Below are 21,288 nucleotides of genomic sequence, written 5' to 3' on the forward strand. Positions count from 1 at the left end.
AACCGGGAGGAAGACCTTGAAACACGATCTCGACCGCGCCCTGGCGGGCATCTCCGGCATCCTGGTCACTCCCTACGACGCCGACGGCGAGGTCGCGCCGCAGAAGCTGGCGCCGATCGTCGACCGGGTGCTGGGCGCCGGCGTGCACATGCCCGTGGTCAACGGCAATACCGGCGAGTTCTACGCGCTGACCACCGACGAGGCCTGCACCATGGTGCGCGAGGTGGCGGGCCTGGTCGGCGACCGCGCGCCGCTGCTGGCCGGGGTCGGGCGCGGCATCCGCGACGCCTGCCGTCTGGCCAAGGTCTCCGCCGAGGCCGGGGCCTCCGCGCTGATGATCCATCAGCCGCCGGATCCCTTCGTCGCCCCGCGCGGGGTGATCGACTATGTCCGCGCCGTCTCCGACGCCGCCGACGGCCTGCCGATCATGCTGTACCTGCGCAACGACGCCATCGGCACCAAGGCGATCGCCGAGCTCTGCGGCCTGCCCGGGGTGAAGGGCGTGAAATGGGCGACGCCGAACCCGATGAAGCTGGCCGAGGCCATGGCCGCCTGCGATCCGTCGATCACCTGGGTCGGCGGCCTCGCGGAGGTCTGGGCCCCGCCGTTCTACGCGGTCGGCGCCCGCGGCTTCACCTCCGGACTGATCAATGTCTGGCCGGAGCGCTCGGTGGCGATCCACGCGGCTCTCGACGGCGGCGACTACGACACGGCGGGCCGGCTGATCCGCGAGATGCGCGCCTTCGAGGACATCCGGGCGGAGGAGCTGAACGGCACCAACGTCACCGGGGTGAAGGCCGCCCTGCAGGCGCTCGGCATGGATTGCGGCCCGACCCGTCCGCCCTCGGCCTGGCCGCTGACCACGGCGCAGCAGGACCGGCTCCACGCGTTCCTGAAATCCAACAGGCTGGTCTGAGGCCCGGCGAGCCGGACCCCATCGGCCACGTCTTCTCAGTCCATGCCCCAGCCGAAGCGCGACCACAGGCGCTCGTGGCCGTAATACAGGAACATCTTGGTCGCCACCTCGATGCTGGCGATGGAGCTCGCCCAGGCGATGCTGCCGGTGATGAACAGGCTTATGAGAAAGGTGTCGAACGTCGCCGTCACCCGCCAGGTGAGCGTCTTGGCAAGCGAGCGCTTGCGGGATGTGCGCGGACCGTCGGTCATGTTCCTTCTCCTCCCGCCGCAACGGCTCCAGAGGCGTCACGCGGCCGGTGGATGCCGCATTCCGTCTTGCCGCGGCCCCGCCAGCGACCGGCGCGCGGATCCTCTCCGGCGCAGATCCGGTCGGTGCAGGGCGCGCAGCCGATCGAAAGATAGCCTTCCGCCAACAGAGGATGGGGCGGAAGGGCGTGCCGGTCCATGTAGGCGTCCATATTCGCCGGCCGCCAGCCGAGCAGCGGGTTGATCTTGATCCGCCCCTCCGCCGCCTCGATCGGCTTCAATCCGGCCCGGTCGGCGCTCTGATAGGCCTTGCGGCCGGTGATCCAGGCCTCGAAGCCGGCGAGTCCCCGATCCAGCGGGGCGACCTTGCGCACGAAGCAGCACTGGTCGGGCGCGGTTCGATGCAGGTCGCCCTCCGGATCGAGGGCGGCGAGCTCGTAGGCGGCCGGGGTCAGCGTGCGCACGTGGGTCAGCCCCAGCCGCGCCACCAGCGCGTCGCGATAGGCCAGCGTCTCGTCGAACAGCTTGCCGGTATCGAGGAACAGCACCGGCGTCGCCGGCTCGATCTCCGCCACCATGTGCAGCAGCACCGCCGCCTCCGCCCCGAAGGACGAGGTCAGCGCCGCCCGGCCGCGAAACGCGTGGCGCAGCAGCGGACGCAGCAGGTCGGCGCCCTGCAGGGCGCCATATCGGCTCAGCAGTCGGGCGACCCGGCGGTCGATCCGGTGGCCGACCTGGCGGTCGAGAGGCTCCGGGGCCGGAGCGAGGTCGTAACGGGAGTCCTGGCGCTGACGCATGGGTCACCTCCACAAGCTGGCGGGCCCACGGAGTCTTCCCCGTGGCGCTTTAGCGGTTGGTGACGCGGCCGCAAGCTGCCCTTCAAATCGCCGCGCCGGCCCTGAACCCAGAGCCGGATAGTCAGTGGTTCAGCGTTCGACGAACGCCTTCTCGATCACATAGCTGCCGGGACCGGAGTTGTTGCCCATGGCGAAGCCCAGGCCCTCGACCCAGTCGGTCATCTCGTCCAGCATCGCCGGGCTGCCGCACAGCATGAGGCGGTCGCTGTCCGGATGCAGGGGCGACAGCCGCAGGTCCTTGAACAGCTTGCCCTGACGCATCAGGTCGCTGATCCGGCCGCGCGGGTCGTGATCCTCGCGGGTGACCGTGGGGTAGTAGGAGAACTGCTCCTGGACCTGCTCGCCGACCAGCGGATGCTCCTTGAGGTCCTGGCGCAACAGGTCGCCATAGGCCAGCTCCGAGGCGTACCGGCAGCCATGGGCCAGCACCACCCGGTCGAACTTCTCGTAGACCGTCGGATCCTTGATCAGCGACAGGAACGGGGCCAGGCCGGTGCCGGTCGACAGCATGTACAGCACCTTGCCCGGCAACAGGTTCTCGGTCAGCAGCGTGCCGGTGGGCTTGTTGCCGACGAGCACCTTGTCGCCGACGGCCAGGTGCTGGAGGCGCGAGGTCAGCGGTCCGTCCGGCACCTTGATCGAGAAGAACTCCAGGTCCTCCTCGTAATTGGCGCTCGCCATGGAATAGGCGCGCACCAGCGGCTTGCCGTCGATCTCCAGCCCGATCATCGCGAACTGGCCGTTCTCGAAGCGGAAGGCCGGGTCGCGGGTGGTGCGGAAACTGAACAGGGTGTCGGTCCAGTGGCGGACGTCCAGCACGGTCTCGGTGCGAAATGCGCTCATCTGCGGCCTCGTCGATACGGTTCCGGGGAGCAGGGCGGACGCCGGAGCGCGCCGCCCAAATTCATTCGTACACATACGATACTGATGCGCCACGAGATGTCACATAGATAACGGCCGGCGCTGAAAAATCCATTCAAACCGGCGGTTTACCGGCAGAAAGAACGGGCAGGTCACGGCCGCACGGAGGCCGCGACAGATCCATTCCGCCGCGCCGGAGACCGGTGACCGTTACGTTCCGGCGTCAGGCGAGTTTGATTTCCCGGTAACCGGCCCTGGCGACCGCGTCGCAGCGCTCGCGGTAGGCGACGGCGCTGCCGCTGTAGCGGGCCAGGATGCGCTCGGTCTTTCCGGCGTTGCGGTTCACGCCGGTCATCCAGCTGTCGACCTCGTTGGACAGCAGCCCCTCGCCGGCCTGGCGCACGGTCTCGGTCCAGTCGGCAACCGCCCGGGCCGTGGTGGCGGCGTAGGTGATGTCCTTGTCGCGCATATGCGCCATCAGGCCGGTCACCCAGTCGACGTTGTACTCGATGCTGCGCGGAATGTTGCCGAGCGCGGTATGCGGGCCGACCAGCATGAACATGTTGGGGAAGCCCTCCACCATCACGCCGAGGAAGGTCTTCGGTCCGCCGGCCCAGCGCTCCTTCAGGCTCTGCCCGCCCTCGCCGCGGAAGTCGATGCGGTCGAAGCTGCCGGTGATCGCGTCGAAGCCGGTGGCGTAGATGATCATGTCGAACTCGAACGCCTCCTCACCCGTCTCCAGACCGGTGGGGGTGATCCGTTCGATCGGGGTTGAGAGCGCGTCGACCAGGCGCACGTTCGGCTGGTTGTAGACCTCGTAGTATTTGGTCTCCAGCGGCACGCGGCGGGTGCCGAAGCCGTGATCCTTGGGGATCAGCAGGTCGGCCACGGCCGGGTCGCTCACCCGCTGGCGGATCTTCTTCGCCACGAAGTCGGACAGCATCCTGTTGGCCGTCCGGTCGATCATCACGTCGCGGAAATTGCCCTGCCAGATGCCGAAGCCCGGTTCGCTGTAGCGCTGTTCCCAGAACGCCTCGCGCTCTTCGTCGGATACCTCCAGGGCGCTGCGCGGGTCGGGGGTGTGCAGGAAGCAGGCGAAGGTCTCGCGGCAGCGCTGGAAGATCTCCGGATAGCGCGCCTTCAGGGCCGGCTGTTCCTCGGCGGTGATCCTGGCGTTGTGCAGCGGCGCACACCAGTTCGGCCGGCGCTGGAACACGGTCAGGGTCTTGGCGGTCTTGGCCACCTCCTGAATGGTCTGCACGCCGGTCGCGCCGGTGCCGATGACGGCCACCCGCTTGCCCTCGAAGCTGACCGGCTCCTTGGGCCACAGGCCGGTATGAAAGTACTCGCCGGTGAACTCCTCGATGCCGGGGATGCGCGGCATGGTCGGCGAGGACAGCGGGCCGATGGCGGTGACCATGAAGCGCGCCCGGTAGCGATCGCCGCTCTCCAGGGTCACGGCCCAGGACCGGGTGTCATCGTCGTACTGAGCCGACGCCACCCGGGCGGAAAAGCGGATGTCGCGGCGCAGGTCGAGCTTGTCGGCGACGAAGTTCAGGTAGCGCAGCGTCTCAGGTTGGGCGGCGAAATGCTCCGACCAGTCCCAGGCGTCCAGCAGCTCCTGGTCGAAGGAATAGGCGTAGGAATAGCTCTCGCTGTCGAAGCGGGCGCCCGGGTAGCGGTTCCAGTACCAGGTGCCGCCGACGCCGGTGCCGGCCTCCAGCACGACGACCTTCAGGCCGAGCCCGCGCAGCCTATGAAGCTGGTACATGCCGGAGATCCCGGCGCCGATGATGACGACGTCGCAGTCGAGCTCGGCGGCGGACGCGGTTGCGGTGGAGGATACGGGGGCGGGACCGGTACGGTCGGACGGGGCTGTCTGGCTCATGATGGCGAAACCAAAGCAGCCCGCCGGGCGGCCGACAAGATACTGAATGTGCTGCAGCGCGGTAGACGCGGGGTAAAGGGGCGGTACACCGGGGCGGGGGGATGCTCACTCCGGCGCTTCCCCCCCCCCACCATCGTCTTCCCGGCCTTGCGCCGGGACCGAGGAAAGGGACCGCTGGAACGCCTCAGGACATAGCTCGAAACGCTGCGGCAGCGGCGCCCTGGGCCCCGGCGTGAAGCGGATATATGAATAAGGGGGGAGAGATCGGCGAGGGTTGTGCCGCGCAAGGGGCAGGCGCCTGGCGCCCTATTCCACGAACCGATGGTCCATCGACAGCGCCGGCTGCTCGCAATTGCTGCCGCGCACGACCTTTGCCGGCACCCCGGCCACCGTGCAGTGGGCCGGCACGTCGCTCAGCACCACGCTGCCGGCGCCGACGCGGGAGCATTCGCCCACCTCGATATTGCCCAGCACCGTCGCCGACGCGCCGAGCAGGGCGCCGCGGCGGATCTTCGGATGCCGGTCGCCGGTCTCCTTGCCGGTACCGCCGAGGGTGACGTTGTGCAGCATCGACACCTCGTCCTCGATCACCGCGGTCTCGCCGACCACCACGGAGGTGGCGTGGTCGATCATGATGCCGCGGCCGATCAGGGCGGCCGGGTGGATGTCGACCCCATAGACCTCGGAGATCCGGGACTGCAGATAGAAGGCGAGCGCCTGGCGGCCGTGTCCCCACAGCCAGTGGGCCACGCGGTAGGCCTGGATCGCCTGGAAACCCTTGAAGTACAGAAACGGTTCCAGATAGCTGTTGCAGGCGGGGTCGCGCTCGAACACCGCCGACAGGTCGGCGCGCACCGCCGCCCCCACCGTGTCGTCGCCATGCACCGCCTCGTCCACCGTCTGACGCAGCGACAGGGCCGAGATCGCCTCGGATCCCAGCTTCTGCGACAGGTGGAAGGCGAGCGCATGCTCCAGCGTGTCATGGGCCAGGACGGTGGCGTGCAGGAAGCTGGCGAGCGCCGGCTCGTCGCGCGCGGTCTTCTCGGCATCCTGACGCAGGGAGGACCAGATCGGATCCAGATCCGGCTGCGCCTGCCGTGGCGAGAAGGACGTGTCCGGCATCCTCTGATCCTCCTGTATCGGCAGACGCGCCCCGCAAAGGGACCGCCCGCTCATCCATGACGTTGGGCCGCACTATACCTGTTTCAAGCGCCGGAATTAACCGCGCGTTGGAACGAGTGCTTTGCGATGACTCCGCGACTTCTGGCACGCTGTCCAGTCGTCGCCATGCGACTTGTCGCCGACCTCTATGATCTGCTTGGCAACGGTTGTCATGGCAACTATATTTGCCCTCCATGGAACGCACAGACCTGCATCGGAACTTCGGGTTCCTCGTCCACGACGTCGCCCGACTGATGCGGGTGGCGTTCGACCGTCGCGGCAAGGAGCTCGGGTTGACCCGCTCCCAATGGTGGGTGCTGACCGCCCTCTATGCCAAGGAGGGCATGGCCCAATCCGAACTCGCCGCCTTCATGGAGTTGGAGAAGGCCACGCTCGGCCGCCTGCTCGACCGGCTGGAGGACAAGGGCTGGGTCGAACGCCGGCCCGACCCGGTCGACCGGCGCATCAAGCGCGTGGTGCTGACCGAGAAGGTCCAGGGGCTGATGCGCGAGTTGCGCGGCATCGCCGCCGACATCCGTAGCGACGCCATGAAGGGCCTCACCCGCGAGGAGCACGAGGCCTTCATCGATACCCTGCTGAAGATCAAGACCAACCTCTACGCCTTCGACGAACTGGCGGGCCCGGCGGCGCAGGCGGAGGCGGCCGATGACTGACATCGAGAAGAATGACGGCGCCAACCCCGGCGGAAACCAGGGCGGCAACCAGGGCGTCGTGCCCTCCGAGGACGGCCCGATTACCGCCCACAGCGCCCGGCCCAGGCGCCGGCGCGGCCGCTGGGTCAAGCGGCTCGTCCTGCTGGTGGTCATCCCGGTCCTCGCCCTGGTCGGCGCGTCCTATCTCTATGCCGTCACCGGGCGGTTCGTGACCACCGAGAACGCCTATGTGAAGGCGCATATCATCGCCGTCTCCACCGATATCGACGGTCGGGTGACCGAAGTCTTCGTGAGGAACGACCAGCGGGTGAAGGCCGGCGAGCTGCTGTTCCGTCTCGACCCGGACACCCACTGGCTGGAGCTGAAATCGGCCGAGGCGCGGATGCTGACCGTCCGCCAGGAGGTCGAGGCGACCCGGGCCGAGTTCCATCAGGTTCAGGCCGAGATCGACGAAGCGCGCGAGACCGTCGCCTATTTCGCCCGCGAGGCCGACCGCCAACGCCAGCTCAACAAGCGCGGCGTCACCACCGAGGCGCGGCTGGACGAGGCCGAGTTCGAGGTCGCCTCCGCCCGCCAGCGGGTGCGCGCCCTGCAGGAGAAGGTGCGCACGGTCCTGGCCGAACTCGGCGGCGACCCGGAGCGCGCGGTCGAGCTGCATCCCAAATACATCGAGGCGCAGACCGCCCGCGAAGTCGCCGAACTGCATCTCGGCTATACCGAGGTCCGCGCCCCGGCCGACGGCATCGTCACCCAGGTCCATCTGGAGCCGGGCGAGTGGCTGGAGGAGGGCGACCCCGCCTTCGGCCTGATCGAGGCCGACGACACCTGGGTGGTGGCGAACCTGAAGGAGACCCAGCTCACCCATGTGCGCGAGGGCCAGGTCGTGGAGGTCGGGATCGACGCCTATCCGGACGTGACCTGGAAGGCGCGGATCACCTCGATCGCGCCGGCCACTGGGGCGGAATTTGCGGTGCTGCCGCCGCAGAACGCCTCGGGCAACTGGGTGAAGGTGGTACAGCGCATCCCGGTGCGGATCGACCTGGAGACGGTCGAGAGCCGCCCGACCCTGCGCGCCGGCATGACCGCGTCGATCTCGATCGACACCGAGCGCGAGCGCGCGCTGCTCACCACCGTGCGCGAGTCGCTGGCCGCCCTACGCGGGCCGGAGGGCGAGGCGGCCCAGTAACCCTGGGCGCCGCCGGCTGTCACCGGATGGTCATCTCCTCGGTGTAGTAGGATACTCCCCAAGTCCTTCCGATCCCCGGAGTGTCCCCATGCCCGCGCCGAAAGTTCTGGTCGTCGTCTTCGACGGCCTGCGTCCCGATCACGTCACGCCGAACCAGGCCCCGAACATCCACGGCTTCGCCACCGGCGGCGTGTGGATGCGCAACACGGGCTCGGCCTTCCCGAGCGAGACGCGGGTGCAGGTGACCACGTCGATGACCGGGCATCCGCCGGCCGGTCACGGGATCATGGCCAATGCCTTCTACGATCCGGCGCTGGGTTTCTCCTCGGCGATGGACACCTCCGACGACGAGCGCATGCGCGCCGCCGACCGGTTCTACGGCAGGCTGATCGCCGCGCATCACCTGAGCGAAATCCTGTGGGGCGCGGGGCGCAAGTTCGCCGCCGTCACCACCGGCAAGGTCGGCAACGCCCGCCTGCTGGCCGGCCGCGCCGCCGAGCTGAACCAGCCCGTGCTGTCGATCTGGGGCGACGCGATCTCCACCCCGGCCGCCAATTTCGCCAAGGTGGTCGACCGCTTCGGACCGGTGCCGGAGCAGGTCTTCCCCAATACCGGCGTGGCCGACTGGGCGGTGAGGGTGCTGCTGGAGCACACGATCCCCGACCACGATCCGGACGCCTGCGTGCTGTGGCTGAACGAGCCGGACCTGTCCTACCACTACCGCGGCCTCGCCAGCGGCGACGGCCAGAGCGCGATCGGCGCGGTCGATGCCGGCTTCGGCCGCATCCTCGACTGGTGGCGCGCGGAGGGCCGCGACGCCGGCTGGAACATCATCGCCATGTCCGACCACGGCCATGTCACCGTGGAAGGCCAGCTCAGCGTCGCCGAGGCGCTGACCGCCGAAGGCCTGAAGGTCGGCAAGGCGCTCGGCCCCGATGTCGACTACGCCCTGAAGCCCGGCTACTCCGCCCATATCGCCGTGCGCGACCGCGACCCCGCCCTGATCGCCCGGCTGGTGGAGATCCTGCAGGCCCAGGACTGGTGCGGCCCGATCATGACCCGGACCCGGGCCGGCGCCGGCGACGACGGCACCCTGCCGATCTCGGTGGTGAACTGGGACAGCCCGCGCGCCGCCGACGTGGCCTTCACCCTGCGGTCCTGGGACCGGGACAGCGAAGGCGGGCTGCCCGGCGTGATCCTGGCCGACAACCCGGACATTCCGCTGGGCGGCGGCATGCATGGCGGCCTGAACCGACGCGAGCTGAACCACTGCCTGTTCCTCGGCGGCGACAGCTTCCGCAAGGGCGTGGAGATCGAAACGCCCAGCGGCACGATCGACGTCTCGCCGACCATCCTGAAGACCCTCGGCCTGCCCCAGCACCCGCTGATGGCCGGTCGTCCCATCGAGGAGGCCTTCGCCGTCGGCGACCCCGCGCCCGACGTTTCGGAGCAGGTGCACGAGGCCGGCCGCGGCGGCTACGCCCAGAAGATCGTGACGGCGACCGTCGGCGGGGCGAAGCGGCCGTATCTGCGCTGGGGTATGCGGACGGCCTGACCGGTTTATCTTGAAGGGATGCGGATCCTTTTTCTCGCCCTGCTGCTGGTTTCGACGCCGAGCGTTCTCGCGGCGCAGGGATGGCTGCGCGGCGACGGCACCCCGTCCTCCCGGAGCGAGCTGAACCAGGCGGCGGTCCGGGCGGTCTTCGTCCTGATCGGAGAGACCCACGACAACCCGCACCACCACGCCGCCCAGGCGGCCCTGCTGCGGACCATGACCGCGTCCGGCCGGCGCCCGGCGGTGGTCTGGGAGATGGTGCCCCGCGACCTGCAGGACGAAGTGGACGCCTGGGCGTCGGGAGCGACGGCGCGGTCGCCCGACGACTTCGCCGAGGCCGTCGGCTGGGCCGAAAGCGGCTGGCCCGACTTCGCCCTCTACCGGCCGATCGTGTCGGCCGCCATCGACGCCCGGCTGCCGATGGTCGCCGGCGGGCTGGAGCGGGAGGCGACCCGGGCGGTGGCGCAGGGCGGTCTCGCCGCCCTGACCACGGAGCGTCTCGCGTCCTGGGGTCTCGACCGGCCGCTCCCGCCTTCGGCGACGCAGGCTCACCTGGACGCGGTGTACGAGGGCCATTGCCGGCTGGTCCCCCGGACGCAGTTGGGATCCATGGTGGATGTCCAGGCCGCCCGCGACGCCTCCATGGCCGCCGCCATGGTCGAGGCGGCAGAGTCTGGAGACGGCGCGGTGCTGATCGCAGGACGCGGCCATGTCCGCACGGATATCGGGGTGCCCCTGTTCCTGCGCCGCCTCGCCCCCGACACACCGGTCGTCGCCGTCGGCCTGAGCGAAGGACATGCGGATGGCGGGTTCGACTATCTGCGCGCCTTTCCGTCGCCGGAGCGGGTCGATCCGTGCGTCGCCCTGCGGAAACGGTTCTCCGGCAGGAAATAGCGGACTCCGCTTGCCCTATCGGGACGTTTCCCGTATATCCCCGCCTTCCCGCCCCGGACCTGTGCCGGGGATGGGCCGTCGCGTCTGGGCGAACAAGGGCTGCCCGGCCGACGAGAAGTCGAGACGTCGAGACCAAAGGAGCGACAAAATGCCCAAGATGAAGACGAAAAGCAGCGTCAAAGGCCGCTTTCGCACGACGGGGTCCGGAAAGATCAAGGGCAACGTCGCGTACAAGCGCCACATGCTGCGCCGCCGTTCCCAGAAGATGAAGCGCCAGGCCCGCGGGACCTTCGTATTGGCCGAGGCCGATCAGAAGATCGTCAAGCGGTTCATGCCCTACGGTTGAGGAGCGGATAGATGGCACGAGTTAAGCGGGGCACCACTGCGCATGCCCGCCACAAGAAGGTCACGGACGCCGCCAAGGGCTACTATGGCCGTCGCAAGAACGTCTTCCGGATCGCCGTCCAGGCGGTCGAGAAGGGCCAGCAGTACGCCTACCGGGATCGCCGGGTCCGCAAGCGCGATTTCCGCGCTCTCTGGATCCAGCGCATCAACGCCGGTGTGCGTCAGTACGGCATGACCTATTCGCGGTTCATGAACGGCCTCAAGCTCGCCGGCATCGAACTGGACCGTAAGGTCCTGTCCGATCTGGCGATCCACGAGCCCGCCGCGTTCAAGAGCATCGTCGATCAGGCCGAGGCCGCGCTGAAGGCGTAACGCCGGACGCAGATCGAGACGAATTGGGAGGGCCGGTCGCAGGATCGGCCCTTTTCCTCTGCCGGCCGGCCCTCACCGGAACCGCAGCAGGACCTCGTTGCGCCGGAGAACGCCCGGCGTCCACGGATCGTCGTAATAGGCCAGCAGCGGCGACCCCTCGGGCTCCAACCCCTGCCCGGCCAGCCAGTCGCGCAGCCGTGCCTCGTGCTCCGCGAAGTCCGCGTCGTCGGCCCGGCCGCTGAACCGGATGGCGGCGAGCCGCATCGGCGGCCAGCGGTCGAGCGCCACCTCCCCGCCGGCCGGGCGCGGCAATGCGTCCAGCGCATACTGCGACGGCATCACGAAACGGACCCGCCACGCGCTACCGCCGTTGCCTTCGGTCGGCTGCTGGATCACCGGCGCGGTCATCGCGATGCGTTCGCCGTCGCGGTCCTTGGCAAAGATGTAGCCGGCCAGCGCCCGGAAGCCCTGGCGCACGCCCTCCTGCCGGTCGCCCGCCGTCACCGCCTCCGCCACCACCATCGCCGGGTAATCGCGCAGCTCGATATCGCCGTCGGCCTCGACCACCGTATAGGCCGGCTGTTCCACGCTATGAGTCACCCAGTACCATCCTCCCGCCAGCGAGACGGCCAGCACGCAGATCGCCGCCACCGCGGCGATGGTGGCCTTCTTGCCCCGTCCCATCCGCTTCCCGTTCTCCACGCTTCCTCCTGCCCTGCAGCCCGTGGGCGCGACACAGATGTGGGGCGAATCCGGCCGCCGTCGAACCCGCCCGGGCCTGCCCGACCGGCGCGCGTCCGGGTCATGGCGCCTGAGGGCTCGCAAAACCGTTGGCGACCCGCTAAAACGGCGCCCACCGGACCGGGAAACGGGCACAGACTGATGGCAAATATCGAAGCGTTAGAGGCCGAACTGCTGGCCGAGGTGGAGCGTGCGGGGAATCTCGACGCGCTGGAGCAGGTGCGGGTCGCCGCCCTGGGCAAGAAAGGGCGGCTTACCGCCGAGATGAAGACCCTCGGCGGCATGGACCCGGAGACCCGCAAGGAAGCCGGCCAGGCGCTGAACCGGATCAAGGACCGGGTGGCCGGCGCCCTCGATGCGCGCAAAGGCGAGCTGGCGGCGGCCGCGCTGGACACCCGCCTCGTCGCCGAGCGGATCGACGTCTCCCTGCCGGCGCGCCCGGAGATGAAGGGCCGCATCCACCCGATCACCCAGACCATCGACGAGCTGACCGCAATCTTCGCCGAGATGGGCTTCGTGGTCGCCGAAGGGCCGGATATCGAGAGCGACTACTATAACTTCGAAGCGCTCAACTTCCCGCCGGACCATCCGGCGCGCCAGGACCACGACACCTTCTATCTGACGCCGGACGCCAACGGCGAGCGCAAGGTCCTGCGCACCCACACCAGCCCGGTGCAGATCCGCACCATGGAGAAGCAGACCCCGCCGATCCGCATCATCGTGCCGGGCCGCACCTTCCGCTCCGACCACGACGCCACCCACTCGCCGATGTTCCATCAGGTCGAGGGGCTGGTGATCGACAAGATCAGCCATATGGGCCACCTGAAGGGCTGCCTGACCGATTTCTGCCGGGCCTTCTTCGGCATCGACGACCTGCCGCTGCGCTTCCGGCCGAGCTACTTCCCGTTCACCGAACCCTCGGCCGAGGTCGATATCGGCTGCTCGCGCGCCGGCGGCGAGCTGAAGATCGGCAATCACGGCGACTGGCTGGAGATCCTCGGCTCCGGCATGGTGCACCCGAATGTGCTGCGCTATGCCGGGATCGACCCGACCGAGTACCAGGGCTTCGCCTTCGGCATGGGGATCGAGCGGATCGCCATGCTGAAATACGGCATTCCCGACCTGCGCCCGTTCTATGACAGCGACCTGCGCTGGATGCGCCATTACGGCTTCGTGCCGCTGGCCCAGCCGACCATCGCCGGAGGCCTCTGAGCCATGAAGTTCACCCTGTCCTGGCTGAAGGATCATCTGGACACCGACGCGTCGCTCCAGGAGATCACCGACCGGCTCACCATGCTCGGCCTCGAGCTTGAGGAAGTGGAAGACCGCGCCGCCGCCTTCGCCGCGTTCCGCGTCGCCCATGTGGTGGAGGCGGTGCAGCACCCGAATGCCGACCGCCTGCGGGTCTGCAAGGTCGATGCCGGCGACGGCATCGTGCAGGTGGTCTGCGGCGCGCCGAACGCCCGCACCGGCATGAAGGGCGTCTTCGCCCCGCCGGGCAGCTACGTGCCGGGCACCGACCTGCTGCTGAAGCCGGGCAAGATCCGCGGCGAGGACAGCAACGGCATGCTGCTGTCGGAGCGCGAGCTCGGCCTGAGCGACAATCACGACGGCATCATCGACCTGCCGGACGACGCGCCGGTCGGCCAGGCCTATGCCGCCTATGCCGGGCTGGACGACCCGATCATCGACATCGCCATCACCCCGGACCGGGCCGACTGCCTGGGCGTGCGCGGCATCGCCCGCGATCTCGCCGCCTCCGGCCTCGGCACCCTGAAGCCGCTGGACACCTCGCCGGTCGAGGGTACGTTCGCCAGCCCGCTGCGCTTCGATATCGACCTGCCGGCCGACCAGGCGCATCTCTGCCCGGCGGTCAGCGGCCGCTATTTCCGCGGCGTGAAGAACGGCCCGTCCCCGGCCTGGATGCAGGACCGTCTGCGCGCCGTCGGCCTGCGCCCGATCTCCGCCCTGGTCGACATCACCAACTACATGATGCTCGATCTCGGCCGCCCGCTGCACGCCTATGACGCCAAGAAGCTGCACGGCAACCCGACGATCCGACTGGCCAGGGACGGCGAGACGTACCTCGCCCTGAACGGCAAGGAGTACACCTTCGAGGCCGGCATGCTGGTGATCGGCGACGCGAACGGCGTCGACGATCTCGCCGGCATCATGGGCGGCGAGCGCACCGGCGTGGACGACGACACCACGGACATGTTCCTGGAGGTCGCGATCTTCGACGAGACCTCGGTGGCCGCCACCGGGCGCAAGCTCGGCGTGCTGTCCGACGCCCGCTACCGGTTCGAGCGCGGCCTCGATCAGACCGGCCCCTGGTGGGGGGCCGAGGTCGCCGCCCGCATGGTGCTGGAGATCTGCGGCGGCGAGGTCAGCGAGACCGTCCTGAACGGCGAGGGCCGCGACTGGCGCCGCAAGCTGCCCCTGCGCCATTCCCGCATCGCCGCCCTATGCGGCGTCGAGGTGCCGGAGGCGGAGGCCCAGCGCATCCTCACCACCCTCGGCTTCGAGGTGGAAGGGTCGGGCGAGACCATGAGCGTCACCCCGCCGCCGTGGCGCGGCGACGTGGAGGGCGAGGCCGATCTGGTGGAGGAGGTCGTCCGCGTCTTCGGCTACGACAGGATCGCGCCGGTCTCCATGGAGCGCACCAGCGTCGTCGGCCAGCCGGCCCTGACCGCCGAGCAGAACCGCCGCCGCCTCGCCAAGCGGGCGCTTGCCGGCCGCGGCATGATGGAGGCGGTGACCTTCTCCTTCCTGCCGGCCAAGCATGCAGAGCTGTTCGGCGGCGGGGCACCGGCCCTGCATCTGGTCAATCCGATCAGCGCCGACCTGGACGTGATGCGGCCGTCGATTCTGCCGAATCTGCTGGCCGCCGCCGCGCGCAACGCCAATGTCGGCTATCCGGACATCGCCATGTTCGAGGTCGGCCCGGAATATGCCGGCGACCGGCCGGAGGATCAGTCCCAGGCCGCCGTCGGCCTGCGGGTCGGCCGCACCGGACCGCGCGACTGGCGCAAGGCCGACCGGGCGGTGGACGCCTTCGACGCCAAGGCCGACGTGCTCGACCTGCTGGAGATGCTGGAGGCGCCGGTGGCCAACCTTCAGGTCTCCACCGACGCGCCGGACTGGTACCACCCGGGCCGCTCCGGCTGCCTGCGCCTCGGGCCGAAGGTCATGGCCCGGTTCGGCGAGCTGCACCCGCGCATCCTGGCGGCCTTCGACGTGAAGGGTCCGGCGGTGGCCTTCGAGGTGCTGCTGGACAACGTGCCGATGCCGAAGCGCAGGGGACCGCAGCGCCCGCTGCTGGAGCGTGTCCCGTTCCAGCCGGTGGCCCGCGACTTCGCCTTCGTGGTGGCGACGGACGTGCCGGCGGACAGGATCGCCCGGGCGGCGGCCGGCGCCGACAAGGCGCTGATCGACGGGGTCCATGTGTTCGACGAATACACCGGGCCGGGCCTTGCCGAGGGTACCAAGTCGATCGCGGTGGAGGTCATCCTGCAGCCGCGCGACGCCACCCTGACCGACGAGCAGATCGAGGCGGTCTCCGCCAAGATCGTCACCAATGTGGAGAAGCAGACCGGCGGCGTGCTGCGGGGCTGACCGGCCCCGCCCTCACCGCTCCGCGCGCCGGTACTTCACCATGAACACGAACGGGATGATGGCGAAGCAGGTGGCGGCGTAGAGGTAGAAGGCGTTGATGTAGCCCAGCATCACCGCCTGCCGCCGCATCTCCGCCCCCAGCCCGGCCAGCGCCCGCTCGCTGTCGGTCGGCCAGTCGCCGCGCAGGCCGAACAGCGTGTTCGCTTCGGCGAAGATCGACACGAAGGGCACGAGCTCCGTGTAGCCGGCCGCCGTGGTACGGATGACCAGCGCGATGGTCACCGAGATGAAGATCGACGAGCCGACATTGCGGATCAGGTGGTAGATCGCCGTCGCCTCGTTCATGAAGGCCTTGTCGAGGGTGCGGAAAGTGATCAGCGTGATCGGCACCCAGATGAACCCGACCCCGAACCCGGCCAGGAGGCTGGTCCAGGCCAGCGCGAAGGGCGACAGGTTGATGTCGAACCCGCCCATATAGGCGGCGGCCACCCCTTGAAGCACAAAGCCGATGGTCAGCAGCAGGCGCGGGTCGAACAGCCGGTTGATGAACGCCATCACCACCGAGGCGACCAGGGTGCCCAGGCCGCGCAGGGCCATGAACACGCCGATCTCCGCCTCCGGATAGCCCTGGATGTTCGCCATCATCGGCGGGAACAGCACCATCGGCGTCCACAGGATCATGCCGAACAGGAACATGATGGTACAGCCGATGGCGTAGTTCCGGTCGCGGAACATGGCGAGGTTCAGGAACGGCTTCTCCGCCGTCGCCACATGGGCCAGGAACAGATAGAAGGCCAGCGCCGCGACGATCGCCTCGATCATGATCTCCGGCGATTCGAACCAGTCGAGCCGCTGGCCCCGGTCCAGCATGAACTGGAACGAGGCGATGGCGACCGACAGGGTCAGGAAGCCGAACCAGTCCAGCCGCATCGCATTGGATCGCCGGCGGTCCTGGATCACCACCGTGATCGCGGTGATGGCGATCAGCCCGAACGGCACCAGCAGGAAGAACACCCAGCGCCAGCCCAGCTCCTCGGCCAGGAAGCCGCCGACGGTCGGGCCGATGATCGGGCCGAACACCACGCCCATGGAGAACACCGCCGTCGCCGTGCCGTGCTGGTGGCGCGGGAAAGTGTCCAGGATCGTCGCCTGGGCCAGCGGCACCAGCGGCGCGCCGAACCCGCCCTGCAGGATGCGGTACAACACCAGCTCCTCCAGGCTCTGCGCCACCCCGCACAGGAACGACGCGGCGGTGAATCCGACCGCACACCAGAACATCAGCGAGCGCCGGCTGAACCGCGAGGCGAGCCAGCCCGAGGCCGGCGTCATCACCGCCGTGGCGACGATGTTGAAGGTGACGACCAGGGCGATCTGGTCGGTGGTGGCGGCGAAGGTGCCCTGCATCTTCGGCAGCGCCACGTTCGCGATCATCACCGTCATCGTGTAGAGCATCGTCACGAAGGTGAGCGATACCAGGATGACGGCGCGCTGCGCGAAGCTGGTCCCGGCGGCGTCGGGCAATGCGGATGGGACGGCGGTCGCCATGCGCCCGTGCACCCTCCTCCCTTGTTCGGTCTTCTTTTGATCTTTTGACCATCATGGCATGTTCGGCGGCGGCCCGTTACCCGTTGAAAAGCCCTCGTGGCGGCAGCAGCGCTTGCCTGCACGGCACGCTTCGGTAAGGTGCGGGACACGTGGGGGGATGACCCGATCACCCTTAAGCCGAAGGAGACGTCGATGCGCCGACTGGCGTTCGCCGCAAGCATTATCGGAGCGATCATGACGACCGACACCAACGGGGCGGCCGCCGCCGGTCCTGAGAACACGCTGATCATGGAGCTGAAGGACGGGCCCGTGGTCATCGAGCTGCGCCCAGACCTGGCGCCGAACCACGTCGACCGCATCAAGGAGCTCACGCGCGAGGGCTTCTACGACGGCGTCGTGTTCCACCGCGTGATCGAAGGCTTCATGGCCCAGACCGGCGATCCGACCGGCACCGGCCGGGGCGGTTCCGACAAGGACGACCTGCGCGCCGAGTTCACCGACACCAATTTCAGCCGCGGCACCATCGGCATGGCCCGCACCCAGGCGCCGCACAGCGCCAACAGCCAGTTCTTCATCTGCTTCAACGACTGCTCGTTCCTGAACGGCCAGTACACCGTGTGGGGCCAGGTGACCGACGGCATGGAGCATGTGGACGCCATCGCCCGCGGCGAGCCGCCGCGCAACCCGGACAGCATCGTCTCGATGAAGGTCCAGGCGGACACGCAGTAACAGTCGACCGCGTCCTGGGCGGGTTCCTGCTCGGGGCGCGGTCCGTTCGGATGTCCCCTCCCCCGTCATCCTGATGCAAATCAGGAACAGCGGTGCACCGCCGCCGGAATCTTGGTCCTGACTTTCGTCAGGACGACGGGATAGGCTGGTTGGACGTAATCCACACATCGGAGACGGCCCATGACCACCCTGATCGCCGGCGGATGCGGCTTCATCGGCCTCGCGGTGGCCGAGCGCTACCTGGAGGACGGCCAGCAGGTCGTGCTGTTCGACCGCAACCCGCTGCATCCGGTGGCCAAGGCCCGGCTCGACGCCCTGCCCGGCTCCTACACCCTGATCCAGGGCGACATCCGCCAGGCCGAGCCCATCGCCCAGGCGATCGGCGACCACAGGGTCGACCAGGTGTTCTACGGCGCCGCCGTCACCTCCGGCCCCGACCGGGAGCGCGAGGCGCCGGAGAGCGTGATCGAGGTCAACCTGGTCGGCCTCGCCCATACCCTGAAGGCCGCCGCCAAGACCGGGGCCAGGCGGCTGATCAACATCTCCTCTGGAGCGGCCTACGGCACCGGCGCGTTCGGCGACACCGGCTGGAACGGCCCGCTGGACGAGTACGGCACCCGCGAGGAGCCGTTCAAGATCTACGGCATGACCAAGTTCGGCTCCGAGCGGCTGGTGCGGCGCTACGCCGAGCTGACCGATCTGGACACCCGCTCGGTGCGGCTGTCGACGATCTACGGCGCCTGGGAGATCGACAGCGGCGCCCGCGACACCCTGTCGGCGCCGATGCAGGCCGCCCTGCTGGCCCGCGCCGGCGGCACCGCGATCTTCGACCGGCGCGACGCGCTGGACTGGACCTATTCCCGGCATGTCGCCGGCGCCCTGCAGGCCTTGATGGCGACGCCGACCGGGTCCCTGAAGAGCGACCTGTTCAACGTCACTTCGGCCCGACAGGTCAGCGTCATGGACATGTGCGCCCCGCTGGCCGAGGCGTTCCCGGGCTTCTCCTACCGCCTGGCCGAACCCGGCGAGACGGCGACGGTCAACCTGTGGTCCGACCAGGACCGCTTCCCCATGAAGCCGGACCGGCTGGCGACCGAGGCCGGCCACCGGCTGCCCGACGACCTGGCCGCGACCATGGCCGACTTCATCGGCTGGATCCGCGACCATGGCACTTTCTGGGACCGAAGCTGACGCCGAGCGTCGGCGCGGGCGTCTCGTCGGCTTCGCACTCGCCCTGGCGGCGACGGTGGGGCTCGGCCTCGCCATCGCCGTCGCCCGGATCGCCTTCGAGGGCGGCACCAACGGCCAGTCCGTCGCCCTGGTGCGGGCCTGGTTCGTGGTCGCCCTGGTGGGCGCGTGGTGCCTCGCCTCGGGCCGCTCCCTGCGGGTCGACCGCACGGCCTGGCTGAACTGCCTGGGGCTCGGGCTGCTGCTGGCCCATATGTTCTTCGGCAATATCGGCGCCGTGCAGTTCATCCCGGTCGGCGTCGCCGCCCTGCTGTTCTTCGTCTACCCGCCGCTGGTCAGCGTCTTCACCGCCCTGCTCGACCGGCGCTGGCCCGGTACCCTGCGGCTTGCCGCCTTCCTGACCGCCTTCGCCGGCCTCGCCATCATGCTGGGGGAAGGCTTCCACCATCTCGATCCGCGCGGCCTGCTCCTCGGCCTGTCGGCCGGCATCGCCTGCGCGGTCAACGTCACCTGGATCGGCCGGGCGATGGGCGGGCGGGACTCCCTGGTGATCATGTTTCACATGGCACTGGTGGCCGCCGTCGCGCTGAGCATCATCGTGCCGGCGACGACCGGGCTGACGGCGCCGGTCACCACCGCCGGCTGGCTCGGCGCGCTCGGCGTGATCCTGCTGCAGGGCTGCTCGATCCCGCTGTATTTCGCCTCGATTCCGCGGATCGGGGCGGAGACCAGCTCCATCGTGAACAACCTGCAGCCGGTGACCTCCATCGTCGCGGCCTATCTGCTGTTCGGCGAGGCGATGACGGCGGCCCAGGGGGTCGGCGCGGCGATGGTGCTCGGCGGCATCGTGGCGCTGCAGCTATCCGGCCGGTTCCGTCCGTCATCCTGACGTCCGTCACTATGACGGCAGCGCCTTCACCCCTCGTCGAACGGGTGCCAGCCGTCGCGCGCCTCGATCTCCAGCACCCAGAGGTCGGGATCGATGCGGCGTTCCTTCTCGATATGGGCGTCGACCTCGTATTCCGGCAGCGGATGCTCGCCCAGGGGCCGGCGCCAGACCATCTTGCCGCTGTCGTAGTCGCGGGTCGGCGCCAGCAGGACGAAGCCGATGTCGCGCCCCCGGTTGACCACCACGAAGACCTGTCCGGCATCGTCGTCGCCATGGCGCACCACCGTCGCCGATATGCCGCGCGCGCTGGCCTGACGGATTGCCGCCTGCACGATGATCCCTGCCTTGAGTCGCGGTTCGGTCACACTAACCTCTTCGTTGTGTTCGTCCCGCGAGACGCTGGACCCGAGACGCTGGGCCCGAGACGCTGGGAACACCTTATGATGTCGCGGTTCGGTCACACTAACCTCTTCGTTGTGTTCGTCCCGCGAGACGCTGGACCCGAGACGCTGGGCCCGAGACGCTGGGAACACCTTATGATTTCGCATAGATTACACCTCAACCGTCGATTTGACGGACCCAAACAGGGGAGCTCACCATGCACCTTCGTCTTCTCGGCCGGAATCCGTTCCTGGGGGCCGCCGTTGCGCTGACCATGATAGCCGGCCCGGCCCTGGCGGCCGACATTTCCCCCGCCGTCGTCTTCGACATGGGCGGCAAGTTCGACAAGAGCTTCAACGAGGGCGTCTATAACGGCGTCGAGAAGTTCAAGTCGGAGACCGGCATCGACTACCGCGAGTTCGAGGTCACCAACGAGACCCAGCGCGAGCAGGCCATCGCCCGCATGGCACAGCGCGGCGCCAACCCGGTGCTCGGCGTCGGCTTCGCCCAGGCTCCGGCCATGGAGAAGGTCGCCAAGGCCAATCCGGACACCAACTTCGCCATCATCGACAGCGTGGTCGACCTGCCGAACGTGCGCTCCATCGTCTTCAAGGAGCATGAGGGCTCGTTCCTGGTCGGCATGCTCGCCGCCATGGCGTCGAAGAGCGGCAAGATCGGCTTCGTCGGCGGCATGGACATTCCGCTGATCCGCCGCTTCGCCTGCGGCTATGTCCAGGGTGCCAAGCACGCCAATCCGGACATCGACGTGTTTCAGAACATGACCGGCACCACGCCGTCGGCCTGGAACGATCCGACCAAGGGCAGCGAGCTCGCCAAGTCGCAGTTCGACCGGGGCGCCGACGTGATCTTCGCCGCCGCCGGCGGCACCGGCCTCGGCGTCTACCAGGCGGCCGCCGACAGCGGCAAGCTGGCGATCGGCGTCGACAGCAACCAGAACCACCTGCATCCGGGCACCATGCTGACCTCGATGCTGAAGCGGGTGGACGTGGCCGCCTACATGGCGTTCTCCGACGCGGCGAACGACAAGTTCACCACCGGCGTGCAGAATCTCGGCCTGGCCGAGGGCGGCGTCGACTGGGCGCTGGACGACAACAACCGGGATCTGATCAGCGGCGAGATGAAGCGCGAGGTGGAGCTGGCCAAGTCGAGCATCAGCCTCGGCAAGATCACGGTGCACGACTACATGTCCGACAACGCCTGCCCGCACTGAGCCGGCGCAGCG

At 68.7% G+C, this 21,288-nt stretch carries 21 protein-coding genes; 13 read left to right on the plus strand and 8 right to left on the minus strand.

Features of this window, described 5'->3' with window-relative positions; genetic code table 11:
* Positions 1-16: 16 nt before the first annotated feature.
* Positions 17-916 carry a dihydrodipicolinate synthase family protein gene (locus G578_RS0120575; RefSeq protein WP_028795842.1) on the plus strand — a complete coding sequence of 300 codons (900 nt, stop codon included), beginning with the start codon at positions 17-19 and terminating at the stop codon, positions 914-916.
* A 35-nt stretch (positions 917-951) separates the two neighbouring features.
* Here the strand turns inward: G578_RS0120575 and G578_RS0120580 are convergent, their stop codons facing one another.
* The 5 genes from G578_RS0120580 to cysE all read right to left on the minus strand — a co-directional run bounded on the left by G578_RS0120580 (position 952) and on the right by cysE (position 5,892).
* Complete coding sequence (locus G578_RS0120580; protein ID WP_028795843.1) at positions 952-1,167, minus strand: DUF2061 domain-containing protein; 216 nt, start codon at positions 1,165-1,167, stop codon at positions 952-954.
* Positions 1,164-1,961 (minus strand): phosphoadenylyl-sulfate reductase, encoded by a 798-nt coding sequence (locus G578_RS27400; RefSeq protein ID WP_084619082.1) that lies wholly within the window; start codon positions 1,959-1,961, stop codon positions 1,164-1,166. The genes G578_RS0120580 and G578_RS27400 overlap by 4 nt, the downstream gene beginning before the upstream one ends.
* Before the next feature lie 129 nt (positions 1,962-2,090).
* On the minus strand, positions 2,091-2,864 hold the full coding sequence (locus G578_RS0120590; protein ID WP_028795844.1) for a ferredoxin--NADP reductase: 774 nt from the start codon (positions 2,862-2,864) through the stop codon (positions 2,091-2,093).
* Positions 2,865-3,105: 241 nt separating this feature from the next.
* The gene (locus G578_RS27405) at positions 3,106-4,770 is read right to left on the minus strand and encodes a flavin-containing monooxygenase (RefSeq protein ID WP_084619083.1); all 1,665 of its coding nucleotides are present in this window, start codon (positions 4,768-4,770) and stop codon (positions 3,106-3,108) included.
* Positions 4,771-5,076: 306 nt separating this feature from the next.
* Positions 5,077-5,892, minus strand: coding sequence for a serine O-acetyltransferase (cysE, locus tag G578_RS0120600; protein WP_028795845.1), 816 nt, complete (start codon positions 5,890-5,892; stop codon positions 5,077-5,079).
* 233 nt (positions 5,893-6,125) lie between these two features.
* Here cysE and G578_RS0120605 point away from each other — a divergent pair, with 233 nt between their 5' ends.
* The 6 genes from G578_RS0120605 to rplT all read left to right on the plus strand — a co-directional run bounded on the left by G578_RS0120605 (position 6,126) and on the right by rplT (position 10,957).
* Positions 6,126-6,605 (plus strand): MarR family winged helix-turn-helix transcriptional regulator, encoded by a 480-nt coding sequence (locus tag G578_RS0120605; RefSeq protein ID WP_038015587.1) that lies wholly within the window; start codon positions 6,126-6,128, stop codon positions 6,603-6,605.
* Positions 6,598-7,791 carry an HlyD family secretion protein gene (locus tag G578_RS27410; RefSeq protein WP_051245111.1) on the plus strand — a complete coding sequence of 398 codons (1,194 nt, stop codon included), beginning with the start codon at positions 6,598-6,600 and terminating at the stop codon, positions 7,789-7,791. Before G578_RS0120605 ends, G578_RS27410 begins: the two co-directional genes overlap by 8 nt.
* 88 nt (positions 7,792-7,879) lie before the next feature.
* Entirely contained in the window at positions 7,880-9,346 is a 1,467-nt protein-coding gene (locus tag G578_RS0120615; RefSeq protein ID WP_028795847.1) for an alkaline phosphatase family protein, read from the plus strand.
* 18 nt (positions 9,347-9,364) lie between these two features.
* Positions 9,365-10,240 carry a ChaN family lipoprotein gene (locus G578_RS27415; RefSeq protein ID WP_051245112.1) on the plus strand — a complete coding sequence of 292 codons (876 nt, stop codon included), beginning with the start codon at positions 9,365-9,367 and terminating at the stop codon, positions 10,238-10,240.
* Between the two features lie 148 nt (positions 10,241-10,388).
* Positions 10,389-10,586, plus strand: a complete 198-nt coding sequence (gene rpmI, locus G578_RS0120625; protein ID WP_028795848.1) for a 50S ribosomal protein L35 — start codon at positions 10,389-10,391, stop codon at positions 10,584-10,586.
* An 11-nt stretch (positions 10,587-10,597) separates the two neighbouring features.
* Positions 10,598-10,957, plus strand: coding sequence for a 50S ribosomal protein L20 (gene rplT, locus G578_RS0120630; protein ID WP_028795849.1), 360 nt, complete (start codon positions 10,598-10,600; stop codon positions 10,955-10,957).
* A gap of 72 nt (positions 10,958-11,029) precedes the next feature.
* Here the strand turns inward: rplT and G578_RS0120635 are convergent, their stop codons facing one another.
* Entirely contained in the window at positions 11,030-11,659 is a 630-nt protein-coding gene (locus G578_RS0120635; RefSeq protein ID WP_211228984.1) for an SOUL family heme-binding protein, read from the minus strand.
* Positions 11,660-11,839: 180 nt separating this feature from the next.
* On the opposite strand from G578_RS0120635, the gene pheS reads away from it, so the two are divergent.
* Together pheS and pheT are read left to right on the plus strand one after the other, a co-directional pair.
* Positions 11,840-12,910, plus strand: coding sequence for a phenylalanine--tRNA ligase subunit alpha (gene pheS / locus G578_RS0120640; protein WP_028795851.1), 1,071 nt, complete (start codon positions 11,840-11,842; stop codon positions 12,908-12,910).
* Positions 12,911-12,913: 3 nt separating this feature from the next.
* Complete coding sequence (gene pheT / locus G578_RS0120645; protein ID WP_028795852.1) at positions 12,914-15,313, plus strand: phenylalanine--tRNA ligase subunit beta; 2,400 nt, start codon at positions 12,914-12,916, stop codon at positions 15,311-15,313.
* 12 nt (positions 15,314-15,325) lie between these two features.
* Here pheT and G578_RS0120650 read toward each other — a convergent pair whose 3' ends face one another.
* Positions 15,326-16,858, minus strand: coding sequence for a DHA2 family efflux MFS transporter permease subunit (locus G578_RS0120650; protein WP_051245114.1), 1,533 nt, complete (start codon positions 16,856-16,858; stop codon positions 15,326-15,328).
* A gap of 192 nt (positions 16,859-17,050) precedes the next feature.
* Between G578_RS0120650 and G578_RS0120655 the strand changes: the two genes are divergently transcribed.
* The 3 genes from G578_RS0120655 (at position 17,051) to G578_RS0120665 (ending at position 19,664) form a co-directional block, all read left to right on the plus strand.
* The gene (locus G578_RS0120655; RefSeq protein WP_028795854.1) at positions 17,051-17,587 is read left to right on the plus strand and encodes a peptidylprolyl isomerase; all 537 of its coding nucleotides are present in this window, start codon (positions 17,051-17,053) and stop codon (positions 17,585-17,587) included.
* Positions 17,588-17,767: 180 nt separating this feature from the next.
* Positions 17,768-18,778, plus strand: a complete 1,011-nt coding sequence (locus G578_RS28740; protein WP_028795855.1) for an NAD-dependent epimerase/dehydratase family protein — start codon at positions 17,768-17,770, stop codon at positions 18,776-18,778.
* Positions 18,753-19,664: a DMT family transporter gene (locus tag G578_RS0120665; protein WP_156907414.1), complete on the plus strand. Its 912-nt coding sequence runs from the start codon at positions 18,753-18,755 to the stop codon at positions 19,662-19,664. Before G578_RS28740 ends, G578_RS0120665 begins: the two co-directional genes overlap by 26 nt.
* Positions 19,665-19,690: 26 nt before the next feature.
* Here G578_RS0120665 and G578_RS29945 read toward each other — a convergent pair whose 3' ends face one another.
* The gene (locus G578_RS29945; protein WP_028795857.1) at positions 19,691-20,029 is read right to left on the minus strand and encodes a DUF1491 family protein; all 339 of its coding nucleotides are present in this window, start codon (positions 20,027-20,029) and stop codon (positions 19,691-19,693) included.
* A 233-nt stretch (positions 20,030-20,262) separates the two neighbouring features.
* Here G578_RS29945 and G578_RS0120675 point away from each other — a divergent pair, with 233 nt between their 5' ends.
* The gene (locus G578_RS0120675; protein WP_028795858.1) at positions 20,263-21,276 is read left to right on the plus strand and encodes a BMP family lipoprotein; all 1,014 of its coding nucleotides are present in this window, start codon (positions 20,263-20,265) and stop codon (positions 21,274-21,276) included.
* Positions 21,277-21,288: the final 12 nt, after the last annotated feature.

This window comes from Thalassobaculum salexigens DSM 19539, assembly GCF_000423805.1.
Taxonomy (GTDB): domain Bacteria; phylum Pseudomonadota; class Alphaproteobacteria; order Thalassobaculales; family Thalassobaculaceae; genus Thalassobaculum; species Thalassobaculum litoreum.